At 40.6% G+C, this 13,463-nt stretch carries 8 protein-coding genes; 2 read left to right on the top strand and 6 right to left on the bottom strand.

What is annotated here, in order from left to right; all coding sequences use genetic code 11:
- Positions 1-2: 2 nt before the first annotated feature.
- The gene (cobC, locus tag ACSX1H_RS07695) at positions 3-572 is read left to right on the top strand and encodes an alpha-ribazole phosphatase (protein WP_439183263.1); all 570 of its coding nucleotides are present in this window, start codon (positions 3-5) and stop codon (positions 570-572) included.
- Positions 573-574: 2 nt separating this feature from the next.
- On the top strand, positions 575-1,084 hold the full coding sequence (cobU, locus tag ACSX1H_RS07690; RefSeq protein ID WP_439183262.1) for a bifunctional adenosylcobinamide kinase/adenosylcobinamide-phosphate guanylyltransferase: 510 nt from the start codon (positions 575-577) through the stop codon (positions 1,082-1,084).
- Between the two features lie 237 nt (positions 1,085-1,321).
- On the opposite strand, the gene ACSX1H_RS07685 is transcribed toward cobU, so the two are convergent.
- From ACSX1H_RS07685 to ACSX1H_RS07660, 6 genes are all read right to left on the bottom strand, one after another.
- Positions 1,322-2,104: a hypothetical protein gene (locus ACSX1H_RS07685; RefSeq protein WP_439183261.1), complete on the bottom strand. Its 783-nt coding sequence runs from the start codon at positions 2,102-2,104 to the stop codon at positions 1,322-1,324.
- Positions 2,105-2,154: 50 nt separating this feature from the next.
- Positions 2,155-3,738 carry a RagB/SusD family nutrient uptake outer membrane protein gene (locus ACSX1H_RS07680; RefSeq protein WP_439183260.1) on the bottom strand — a complete coding sequence of 528 codons (1,584 nt, stop codon included), beginning with the start codon at positions 3,736-3,738 and terminating at the stop codon, positions 2,155-2,157.
- A gap of 11 nt (positions 3,739-3,749) precedes the next feature.
- The gene (locus ACSX1H_RS07675) at positions 3,750-6,920 is read right to left on the bottom strand and encodes a SusC/RagA family TonB-linked outer membrane protein (protein WP_439183259.1); all 3,171 of its coding nucleotides are present in this window, start codon (positions 6,918-6,920) and stop codon (positions 3,750-3,752) included.
- Positions 6,921-7,366: 446 nt separating this feature from the next.
- Positions 7,367-8,449, bottom strand: a complete 1,083-nt coding sequence (locus ACSX1H_RS07670; RefSeq protein WP_439183258.1) for a hypothetical protein — start codon at positions 8,447-8,449, stop codon at positions 7,367-7,369.
- Positions 8,450-8,472: 23 nt separating this feature from the next.
- On the bottom strand, positions 8,473-10,008 hold the full coding sequence (locus ACSX1H_RS07665) for a SusD/RagB family nutrient-binding outer membrane lipoprotein (protein WP_439183257.1): 1,536 nt from the start codon (positions 10,006-10,008) through the stop codon (positions 8,473-8,475).
- A gap of 12 nt (positions 10,009-10,020) precedes the next feature.
- Positions 10,021-13,221, bottom strand: coding sequence for a SusC/RagA family TonB-linked outer membrane protein (locus ACSX1H_RS07660; protein WP_439183256.1), 3,201 nt, complete (start codon positions 13,219-13,221; stop codon positions 10,021-10,023).
- Between the last annotated feature and the right edge of the window lie 242 nt (positions 13,222-13,463).

The following is a 13,463-nucleotide window of genomic DNA, read 5'->3' as shown; positions in this document are numbered from 1 at the left end:
CAATGGAAATATGGCTAATTAGACATACAACGCCCAAAGTGGAAAAAGGCATCTGTTACGGGCAGCTGGATCTGGATGTAAACAATGACTTTGACTGTGAAGCAAAAGCGATAATGGAGCAGCTTCCTTCTCAAAAATTCTGCTCCGTATATACCAGCCCTTTACAGCGTTGTTCTATGCTTGCCCAAAAACTATTTTACCAACAAACAATAACTCAGGAGGAGCGGTTAAAAGAGCTCAATTTTGGTGACTGGGAAGGCATGGCATGGAACACAATTGACAAAGAACGTCTAAAAGAATGGGGCGATAACTACCTATTACAACCGCCTCCCAATGGAGAGAGCTTTAGTGAGTTGATGCACAGAGTCGATGATTTTTATAGCTATTTGATTTCAAAGTCATACCAAAGAGTGGCTCTCGTCACCCATTCTGGCATCATGCGAGCATTTCTAACACGTTTCCTTCATGTTCCAGCCTCAAGGGTTTTTAATCTGGAACTAAGTTACGGCGCAATCGTTCGTGTCAAGATACATTCAGATGAATATCAACAAGTCAAATTTATAAAAGGCTAAAAATGACAAAAATCATTCTGATAACAGGCGGCCAACGCTCGGGCAAAAGCTCTTATGCGCAGCAGCTGGCATTACAGCTATCCCCTAACCCGGTTTATCTGGCCACGTCACGCATATGGGATGACGAACATCAGGAACGTATTATACGCCATCAAAACGACCGTGGCCCGGAATGGACCAACATTGAAGAAGAAAAAGCCTTATCGAAGCACGATTTTAACGGCCGGGTGGTGTTGATAGACTGTGTCACCCTTTGGTTAACCAACTTCTTTTTTGATAATGACAGTAATATTGACCAGTCGTTGAAAGAAGCAAAAAGTGAATTTGCCCAACTGATTCAGCAGGATGCTACCTTTATATTTGTTACTAATGAGATAGGCCTGGGCGGCATGCCTGAGAACCCTATTCAACGTAAGTTTACCGATTTACAGGGTTGGATGAATCAATATATTGCCAATTGTGCCAACCAAGTCTACTTAATGGTTTCGGGCATTGCAGTGAAGGTGAAATAATCCAATAGCCTCATTGGGTAAAATAACTCAATTACCCCTTTACCGTTCCCACCATGAGATAGCCTTCCTTTTCTGCCGGGCACCGTTTCTCAGCATGGGAAGACAGCCTGTTCAATTGGGTATTCCCCAAAAAGGAAGGCATCAAGGACCTCTAACACTGTAATACAATCACAAAATCGCACAAAAAAAAGGTACCTGCACAAGCAGGTACCCTTTGTCAATAGTATCAGTTGCCGATTATGGCATAGTTAATACCTCATCATAGACTCCCCAGGTATGATCATACTCTGGTAAATAATGCTCAATTTCCATGGCAAATACCATTTTCCCATCGCCATTGGTTGAAACTGTTCCACTACCCGCGATACGAGCAGGCAGCTCAACATCAGTCTGAAACCAGGCCTTCTGCTCCGGTACCGAAACGGTGCCTGCGCCCTCATCCTCAATAATCAGAATATCATACCCATCCTCATACATGGCTTCGGCTTTATAAATGCTCAATCCTTCTGCTTTGAAAATTTCCACTGTCCACGCTTCTTCAAAAAAGGCACTCACAAAACTAGCTGTTCCCACCGACTCAAACTTCAACTCCAGCTGGCCATTAAATTCAGCCGTATGGTACAGCGGCGAAGCGTTGTCGCCCGTCACACTCAATTCAAATGAGTATATTTTAGCCGGGTCAATGGCCGACGGATTGGTGGCAGATACAACCGCATATGCCACTGCCTCACCATCAGTAAAGCTCAACGTCGTACTTTCCAACTCAAACAGTCCGGTATCATCATTACTAGTCATCTCAAGGTTAGCCACTGTGCCGCTTGCATTCTTATAAGTCCGGTGTATTGGAAATGAGATACTATAATTATTATCTGCATTCAGCATGTAAGGTGCATCTATGGCTGTATGTGCCACAGCTACATAATCAACACCTCCGGTATCTAGTTTGGTCATCACATTATCCTGGTCACAGGCCGGTAATGCAACGACAGCAATCATTAAAATCAATAATATATTTTTCATCTGCTTATATTTTGTTTTTAAATTGTGTGAAACATTGAATCTGATTAAACCTACCATGGATTCTGATCTGCAGTGGCATCCAAGGCATCGTTACCATCAAATTCGGCCTGTGGAATAGACATCACCCAATCAGGACAGAGTGGATCTAAGGGATTAATATATGGTATTAATTCACTGTGGTTGCTACCGTCAAAATTGCGTGTAAAACCAGTGCCCAATCGCTTAATATCATAAATTCGTGATATCTCACCCCAAAGCTCTATGCGACGTTGCAGCATAATCTCATCCATTAAAGTGATGCTACCCGACTCTGGCGTAGTAGGGCCATTATCGCTATTGATAGTAAGCGCTTTGGAATCAGTTAAGGCACTGATATCATAGTCTTCCTGGCGTTCTTTCATCAACTTTTCCAGAATGGTTCGAGCTTCGGCATACTGGTCCAGCATACATTTAGCTTCCGCCTGCATCAGCATCATTTCCTCGTGACGCATAAAAATATAGTCACCGGCACCTGTGGCTACATTAGCAAACTGAAACTTAAACTGGTTATAGCTCTTCTCTGTACCTGTGGCTTGTTCATCTTCTTCTGCCAATGGTCCGTACCACCAGTTTTTACGAACATCTGTTTCATCCACCTGTTCATAGAGCCAGTTACTAACGCAAACGCGCGCGCGACTAGCATAATAATCAGACGATCGGGAATCCATATGGCCAAACAGCATCGCTCTACCGGCACCAGCTACCTGGTCGTCTAATACCTCAAATCCCCATAAAACACAATTTTTACTGGCATCATTAAAAGCAAAACCGCCGGAAATATCGCCAGCTGCCAGCATGGAAGAGCCACCTTTTAATGCTTCGGTAGCTGCATCGTATGCTTCCTGCCATCTTTCCTGCTCAAGCATAATGCGTGCCTTTAAGCCATTAGCCGAATAGTAGTCTAAGTTAGAGATATGCACACGTTCCTGCGCTTTATCAGGATCCAAACGCACCAATGCACTGTCAATGTCAGCATTGATAAGCTTATATACATCGTTTAATGTACCTCTGCCAACGCCTTTAGTTTCAATGGTTGTTGGCTCTGTGTAAATAGGCACTCCCGGCAAATCGCCACCTCCAACAGCAATTGACTGCTGATAGAAGCGGGCCAGGTAAAAGTATGAAAAGGCTCTTAAGGCAAAGGCCTGCCCCATTAACGAGTTAATTTTACTTGGCGCTCCCTGCAACTCATCCTTTGATGCCAGAATAGAATTAACATTGGTAATTAAAGTATAGTAGAAGTTCCAGCTCGAATACGGACGCCCTTGTGTATTGGTAAAATCCGATTTCACCTGGTACATATAGTCGTAGTAGAACCAACCACTACCCATTTCGGCCTGCACCATATCTTCAGCCATCAGGTTACCCGAATGCACAATGGAGATATGTCCAAACTGCTCATGCTCCCATCCGGTACCCCACTCTGTTACATACATTGCACGATAAAGTCCGTTGATGGTACTCATCGCTTTATCGACATCGGAAAACAACTCTGCACCACCTGCCTGGTCTGTTGGGAAAGTATCCAGATTATCTTCACAAGCAGAAATAGCGATGGCTAAACAAACTAGTATAATATATTTAAGTTTCTTCATTCTTTCAGTTTTTAAAATTTAACATCGATACCAAACAGGGTCGTACTTACCGGCGTATAGTCATAATCAGTGGTACCAGTAAAGTTATATTGCGGATCTAAACCATCGAGGTGAGAGAACAGGGCAATATTATCCAATGTTACATACAGACGTACTTTTTCAATACCTACAGAAGACACCAGGTTTTGTGGTAACGTATAGCCCAACGTTACGTTTTTAATAGCAAAATAAGATGCATCAATCAGGCCGGCATCATTTTGCGCGCGTGCAAACCCGGTTCCATTTTCCACGCGTGGAATATCTGTAATATCACCTGGCTCCTTCCAGGCTCTTTGAATATTCTTATGGTAATTGGCACCCACATAGATTGGGTTCAATAAATCCTGGTATAGGTAATCGTAAACTTTACCACCCACTGAGAAGGTAGTTAAAAACGACGCATCGAAGTGACGCAGGAACCTGAATTCACTGCCGAATGAACCATAAAAGTTAGGAATACGACTACCGCTAATGACACTTGAATTAACCGCTTCACTCTTCTGATCAGAAATAGAATAAATACGATTGCCATCCTCATCTTCTTCGAATACATGATACAGCTGAGCTCCATTGGTAGGATCAACGCCGGCACTCTTTGCCAGCCAGAATGAGTTGATCTCCTCACCCACGCGGTTAATCCGGATGCCATTGATAATTTGTTCCGTTTCACCGTCCAGTTTCAGGATCTCATTCTTAACGGTTGAAACATTTCCAGAAGCAATCCACTCAAAGTTGCTTGATTTGATGACTTCCACGGCCGTACTAAACTCGATACCCTTATTGGACATTTCACCTACGTTATCCCAATAATTACGGAAACCGCTTGACAAAGGCATTGGTCGTTGCATCAGCATATCAATGGTTTTACGATTGTAGTATTCCAATGTAAAGTTGGCCCGGTTGAATATACGAGCTTCAATACCAATATTAAAGTTCAGGTTTTCCTCCCATTTAATATTCTCATTACCTAGGTCTGCTAAACGAGCTCCTCCTAGCGTAGCATTGGGCCAGGTTAGGTCATATAAGGTTTGCCAGGCATAGTAGTTATCTTCATCCACAGTATTGATATTATCATTACCCTGCAGACCATAACTAGCCTTCAGCTTAAGGTTATCAATCATCTCAACACCATCCATGAAGCCTTCTTCAGAGATGCGCCATGAAGCTCCCAATGACCAGAAATTACCCCAGCGGTTATCCTTATGGAATCTGGATGATGCGTCAGCACGGAAACTGGCACTTAAATAATAGCGATCTTTAAAATCGTAGGAGATATTCATAAAGTATGACTCGATGGCATAATTATCTTCGTAAGAAGTTAAATCTTTGGTGGTGGTACCGGGTGCCAATTCAGTAATACCGGCAAATGGGAAACCCGACTTCTCACCGCGCATATAATTGTATTGATAGGCATAGTTCTCATGCCCCAGAAGCACATTAAAACCATGTTCGCCTACGTCTTTGGTATAACGCAGCAACTGGTTCCAGGTATAGGCAAAGGTTCTGATATTGTACTTGAACAGGTAGCCTTTTGCAGATGCATAATCGCCAAAATCAGGATTGTTATACCAGTAGCGGTTTTCATTAACGTAGTCAAACCCGAGGTTGGTGACTAAGCTCAAACCTTTGATAAAACCGCCAATACCGTCACCTATCAGATCCACATGAAAACGCCCGGACAGGTTATCGAAATTACGAACACTCTCATCTTCGTAAAGTGTTGCCACAGAGTTGAAATTAGCACTGGCCCCACTCGGACGATTCGTACCGTAGTCAAACTGTTTCTCACCTGTTTCTGATAAAATTAAATCACCATTTCGTTCGCGCTGATAAACCGGATAAAGCGAAGGCATAAACTGTGCCGAATACCACACATTGGAAGATTCTGAACCTGTTGATGAAAGGTAGTCGGTTTTGGTTTTGGCAAAGTTCACATTACCACCGTACTTAAACCATGGCTTCGTTTCAAATTCGGCTCCAACTCTACCAGAGAATCTTTCAAAGTTAGTATTCTTCAATAATCCTTCTTCTTCCAAATATGCGAATGAAGAAAACACCTGCGTATGCTCTGTACCGCCATTGATCATTATCTGATACTCCTGACGAATAGCATTATCGTTGGTTATCTCATCCTGCCAGTCACTTTCAAAAAGCAGATTAGCATTGGGATTTACCTTACCTGTTGCAGGATCGATAAGGCTGGCCACCGGCATATCATAGAAATTGTATTGCTCGTCAGAACCAAAAATACCATTGTTACCAAGCATTTCTGCAAGTGCCAGTTCTCCAGCCAAATGAGGTGCCACATTCTTCTGATAAATCAACTGGTTTTTGTAGCCCTGAAATGCCGTTTCGATGTAATCAGTTGCATTCAGCGTTTCGTAAGGCCTGATAGCGCGGTTTGATATACCCCGGGATACTTTAAGCTCAACAGATGTTTTTCCACTTTTACCTTTTTTGGTGGTAATCAGTACAACACCATTGGCCCCACGTGAACCATACAAAGCACCTGCCGAGGCATCTTTTAACACAGTAACAGACTCAATATCGCTGTTACTAATGGCATTCATATTACCATCATACGGAACGCCATCTACTACATAAAGTGGTGCATTACTGGAGTTAATGGAGCCAAAGCCCCTGATACGAATGGTCGCTCCTTCTCCCGGCTGCCCCGAGCCGGAGGTGGTTTGCACACCTGCAACCTGCCCCTCCAGGGCCTTCGTAATATTAGAAGCCACACGTTTCTCAAGTTTTTCAACTCCTACGACTTCGGCCGAGCCTGTAAATGATTCTTTTTTGGCGGTACCATAAGCCACCACCATCACCTCACCTACCTGCACTTCATCACTTTCCATTTCTACATTAATAGTAGTATTGCCATCAATTGGTATCTCCTGCGTATCCATACCAACAAATGAGAATATGAGCGTAACTGCATCATCGGGTACAGCTAAAGAGTAATTACCGTCATAGCCAGTAACGGTACCAATGGACGTGCCCTTCACCACAACCGATACACCTGGTATTGGCTGACCATCTTCTTTATCGGTTATTTTACCTGAAATGGTCGTTGTTTGAGCAAACATAACGTTAAGTCCGACTAGTAGAATTGCGAACAGTAGACATGCTAATTTTTGCATAGACTAAAGGTTTTAATTAATAATTGCGATTAGTGCCACTAGGGCTTAATAAATATTTTATAATTCACACAACTATTAAACCTTTAGCATACCGATAACCTATAAACGCGTGGTTTATTCAGTTCTCGAAAAAAAGGAATAATTAAAATCTATTGGGACTAGATTTTGGTTTAAGTTAATACGATTTTATCTGCTCGTATGAATTGTAATTTCAACTAATAGACTAAATAAAAATCGTCGTTTCGAACAACCAATTAAGGCATTCGAAATACTAATTTAATCATTTAATACGAAATAACAACATTTAACTATTTTTAATTTATTTGTTAAGTTTTTAAAATCTGGTGTAATTCTAATAAAAATCAGAAGGGGTGCCGCCTGACACCCCTTCCTCACACAACTAAACCTTTAATCTACGTTCCATCACAGCTTAAAAGTTTGTATCATTAAAACTTTACGCCTTGCGTATAGCTAAATTCAATACCATTTGTTGCATCACCAATATCTGTTGCATGCACTTCGTTAACCATCAGGTAGCCGTAATGAACTACATCTTCATAATTATAAACAAAGCCATAAACATCGCCAATTGCGATATCATTAATATCAGAACTCAAAGTTGCGTTATCAACGATTTGAACAAGCTTAGAAAACTTGTTTAAATCAGCAAAAAGCTCAACCTGATCTCCTTCCTCTATTTTAACAAAAGCCACATCTTCAGATGTCAGACTACGAGGCGAAACAAAGTTTAAAACACCTGCGTCAGCCACTTCTTCACCAGGCATAAATGCAAAATACGCATCTTCATCGCTAACAAAACCACCCATTTTATCGCCCAACATCTTAGTAACAACAGGCATTTTAAGCATGGTTGATTCCGAAAGCCCACCTGAGCTAACCGTTACCTGATATACAATGGTATCGTTCAGGTGGTAGTCAACCCCAAAAATTTCTTCTGTAAAATGATACTCTTTCCCATCCTTGGAAATAGTAAGCATTTCAAAATCAGGATTCGGATCAGCTTCAGTAATCACCTTACGAGCCATCTCTACATCACCCTGAGGCAGCTCATTAAAAATGGTATGTGCCATTAAGTTCACCTCAATGGTAGCTGTATCAAACTCTTGAACACCGGCTGCTGTAGCTTCTGCTGAAACAGCATCGATAACAGGAATGGAAAAATAACTAACACTCTCATTAGAACCAAAATCAATAGTGGTACTGAAACTCAAGTCCTCACCAACAGACCAAGCATCTCCAAAGTCATCCATATCAAATGTATTACTTCCTTGCTGCTCAGAAATAGCAATGGCTAAGTTTTCAACAAGACCACCGTTAAATATCAGCTCATTTACATTACTGTTTGAAGTAGTAAAGTTAATAGTAAACGGTGTGTCAAAGACTGTTACTTCGTCCACATCTACCCCAATGGTGTTTGAGGGCTGAAGGTTGGTATCATCATCATCTTCACAGGCCACAAACACACCTATAAAAACAACTAATACACTGTATAATAATAAATTTTTCATATTCATAAAATATTAGGGTTCAATTATTTTTGCCACCATAATTTCGTATCCATCTCATCACCACCAATTGCTTCGGCAGCTGCTGAGTTATTTGCACCATTAAGGTTTTGTTCTACTAACGGGTAGTTGATACGATTGGGCAAATCAGTTAAATCTACTAAAGGATCAAACTCATAACTAAATGTAGTTGTTGAACCATCTGCGCGAGGCACAACTACATCGTAAGATTGACCTGGCATTACTAAAGTTTTAGGATAACCCGTACGGCGATATTCTGCCCATGCTTCATAAGGTTGCATGTATAATGCTATGTACTTTTGTGTTAAAACTGTTTCTTCTGAAGCAGGGGGCAAACCAGCTACATAACTTGCTATTGCAGAAGCATCAACACCCCATTTTTCCATTGAAGCAGCAACTCCTTTTTCGTACCAATCCTGATCCCAACCATTGATCTCACTTAATAGAAAGCAAACTTCTGAATACTCCATATATAATTCTTTATACTTTGGATCAAGAATTCCATCCCCCGGCAATGATTCCCATTCGAAATCACCAACAACTTCACGGCTGGCTCCAACAGGAATACCCACCTTAATTCCTTCATCATTATCAGCTACCATTGCATCAATACGCGGATCCCATCCGAATGGGCCTCTTTCACCCTTCAATAACTCAACAAAAGTATGAGCAGGTGCAAAGTCTAAACGATTATCAATATAAAACGCAGCATACATTGGTGCTGTATTAGCATCATTATCTGCAGTATAGGTAACACCTGCATTATCTGCATTACTAGTCATTACATTGTCCTTGGCATCAGCAATGTGCTGGTTAGCCAATGTTGGATTAACGTCTTTAATTCTGTTTGCTATTCTTAATCTGAGAGAATTAGCGAATTTTTTCCACTGACCAGCATCACCGTTATAAAAGTTATCTCCATCAATGACATATTCCTTATCTATCTCATAATCATCAGCAATCATTGCCTCTGCTTCATCTAGCTCTTTCAAGAGATCAGCATATATTTTTTCCTGACTAGCGTAGGCAGGGTATTTTTGATCTCCCACTACCAAGTCTAAAGCTTGGAAATCAGGATCCTCACTTTTATAGGAATAATATGGAATATCTCCCCATACTTCCACGGCCTGATGAAACAAGTAAGCCAACATAATTCGAGCTGCGGCAATTTGATTTTCATTATTACCATACGCCGCCATATCAGCTTTAGTAGCCTCATCAGTATTTAAATCGATAATTGCTTTTAGGTCCTCGGCGTGCATATACAAATCATCCCATCCGGTTTCATTAACGGTTTCACGGTATTGAAAACGATCTTCTTCAGTATAATTAACCTGCCCCCAGTATTGTGTCCACAATAAAGCCTGACGACCAGAAAACCATTCATCTCTGGTATCAGTCATTAGCTGTTTTTGCACCCGGTTCATAATTCCGGGCGTTGGTACTACTGCTGATTCATTAGGACTGTCGTAATATTCGACTTCACATCCAGTAAACGCAGCAATAACTATAACAAATATATAATATTTAAATATTCTCATGATAGTATCAAATTAGAATGTTAATTGCACGTTAAATCCAAAGGTTCTGGTTGAAGGAATAATACCACCTTCTAAACCCTGAATATTACCAGAACCATTAACTGTTGATTCAGGATCAATTCCATCATTATCCAGTCCCCATACAAATAGGTTTCGACCATAAAGTGATACACGAGCATTTTTAATAACATCAGTAAACTTAGGCAATGTATAGCCTAATGTCACCTCTCTCAGTTTCACATACGTAGCGTCATAAAAGCTTGTTGCACTTGGCATACCAAAACCATGATAATGATAAGCTCCGTAATCCTGAGCTGAAATGTGCACATCATTTGGACGAGTAGATACAATGTTTCCATCATCATCAAAAGTTGCAATTACTCCATCTAATACTAAACCATCCTCACGAATAGTGTTTCCGTTAGATGTCGAAATAGCAGTCTTTTCATCCATCCCTGAGTACATGGCCCACATGTTAGTCAATGAGTAATACTTTCCTCCTTTTTGAATATCAATAAGAGCAGCTAAATCAAAATCTTTGAATCGGAAACTATTTCGTATACCCATATTGTAATCTGGTAATGCAGAACCAATTGATGTTAATTCACCTGAAGTGGCATAAAAGCCTGATTCTTCGTCAATTATTTTATTACCAGCATTATCATACATATAGTCATATCCCCATAACATTTGGTAAGGATCACCCTGTGAGGCGTTCACATAAGCGCCACCAAAAGGTGCTCTTGCCAACTGTATTTTTTCGATTCCCTCAGGCAACTCAAGTACCTTACTCTTGTTCTTTGCATACGTAAAATCAATATCCCAGCGGAAGTCACTTGTAACATATGGCGTTCCAGAAAGCACTAATTCAACACCAGAGTTTTCAATTTTACCGGCGTTGATAAACTTACTCCCATAACCCGTTGTAGTAGTCAAATCTAGAGCTACAATCTGGTCTTTAGTGGCACGGTTATAATAACTAAAGTCAACAAATATCCGGTTATTAAAAGCAGACGCTTCAAATCCAATTTCGTACTCAGAGGTACTTTCAGCCTTTAACTCAGGGTTGTTCAATGTTTCTGGAAGAGTAAAAATTGGAGAACCATTAAACGGCTGACCAGTTTCAAATAGAGTCTTAACTCTGTATGGATCGGTTCCGTTACCCACACCTGCGTAGTTTGCACGAATCTTAGCCATGTTTAACCAAGATAGGTTCAGACTTTCAGATAAAATATAACTCAACGAAACAGAAGGATAAGTATAAACGTTGTCGTTGGTTGGCAATGAAGTATCAAAATCCTGACGGATAGAAGCATCTAGGTACACCATATCCCGCCAGCCCAAACTAGCAAATGCAAACCAACTGTTTACCATTTTCTTTTCTAAATAATCACGTACAGCAGGAGAATTTACGGAATTATTTAAATCATATAAGCCTGGGATTACTAAACCTCCGTCAGTTTCTCCAATAAGTGATTGATAATGTTCCTTTCGACGGTTCACCCCAACATATGAAAGAATATTAAAATCATTTAACTTCTTCGTAAAGTTAAGTCGACCTTCCAGGTTTAACTCTGTACGCTGGCGATCTGCCTTATAAAAATAAGACTGAGCCTGAGAGCCAATTGCCATCCTATCTTTGATATTAAAAGCATAGGTATCCAGAAATACGTTTCCTTCTGCAGTTAAATAATCAGTCAGGTGAAATTTAATCCCTGTTGTTCCATAAATACGCTCACGATCGTCATCTGAATAGCTCTCATATGCTATCCAATAAGGGTTATCAGAATATACAGGCGTTCCGTTAGAGAATGATCTTCTGTTCCAGGTTCTTTGCGTACCGTCAGGATTTTTATAATTTCTCAAACGAGACATATCTAATTGCGTTTGCCCCCACTGAAAAAACTTCTGAGATACTGATTTATCGCCATATCCACCTTCTGGACGACCTTTTGTATAAGTATATACATAAGTCATGTTAGCATTTACCTCAGCAAAACCATCCCACAGCTCCGTGCTTCCGTTAATATTGAATGTATGTTTATCTTGACTAGAATTTGGCATTGTTCCAGTCATATTTACATTAGTATATCCAAATCTTAAAGCAGATTTTTCAGTTGTTGCACGAATAGAAACCGAATTTGTGTAAGCAATACCAGTCTCGTAATAATCTTCATAATTCTCGTCAGGATAAACCCAAGGAGCTGTTTCTGGAGTTGAAGTGATACCTTTTTCATAATCAGCGGCGCCCCACCAATGGATAACTTCGCGGTTTGGATCATATTTTGGTCCCCAACTTTCATCCATTCTATAAAGAACTACTTCATATTCATTACCACCAACTTCTTCTGTTCTGAAATCTCCAAGTCCACCTCCATACATCTTCTGCTGCTGGGGAATAACGTTAACGCTCTCCCACGAAATACCAGAATTAACATCGACAGAAAAAGATTTCTTACCAGCTTTTCCTGTTTTGGTAGTAATCATTATAACTCCATTTTGCCCACGGCTACCGTACTGAGCTGTCGCAGCACTACCCTTCAGTATATTAATAGTTTCAATATCAGCAGGATTTAAGTCATTACTCATCGAACCATAGTCGATACCACCTCCACCAGTTTGGGCGCCGGTACTGTTAAAGTTGGAGGCATCTAAAGGAACACCGTCAACAACATATAATGGTTGATTATTACCCGTTAATGAACTTGCACCACGGATCAATACATTTTGGGAACCAGCAAAGTTCGAACCTGAAATCTGCACACCGGCAACTTTACCAGCTAATGCAGAAACAGCATTGCTATTATTGGCTGCGTTTAAATCTTCAGCCTTTACACTTTGGGAGGCGTAACCTAACGACTTCTTTTCGCGTGAAACACCCAAGGCTGTTACAACCACCTCATCCACTCCAATCGCCTCAGACTCTAAAACTACATTAATTACAGTTCGTCCTCCAATAGCAATATCTTGAGTTTTCATACCCACGAATGAAAACAACAAATTAGTTGCATCATTGGGTACACTTAAAGTATAGTTACCATCAACATTTGTAACGGTACCAATAGTTGTTCCTCTAACAACAACAGAAACACCCGGCATTGGCTCACCAGATTCACTATCGGTGACAAGGCCGGTAATGGTTGTTGTTTGAGCAAACATTGCGTTGAGTCCCACGAATAAAATCAGGGACACGATTAATGCTAATCTGCGCATAAAACAAAAGGTTTAAGTTAATAATAGTGATAAAACTAACGTGACATTTACGTTAATCGATTGACATAATCTCACAACACTTCAATTTAAGCTCAGTTTGTACTGGCGAAATAAACTGTCTCTTAGGTAAGATGTTGTGATTAAATTTTAAAAATCTAAATAGGATGTTTAAAAAGAAAACGGTTTCTAGTGTTCATGATTAAAGGTTTAAATGTTAATAATGGTGATAAAGGTTAAATATC

This window comes from Carboxylicivirga taeanensis (genome assembly GCF_051851475.1).
Classification (GTDB): domain Bacteria; phylum Bacteroidota; class Bacteroidia; order Bacteroidales; family Marinilabiliaceae; genus Carboxylicivirga; species Carboxylicivirga taeanensis.
This window is presented reverse-complemented; position numbering and strand designations above follow the sequence as displayed.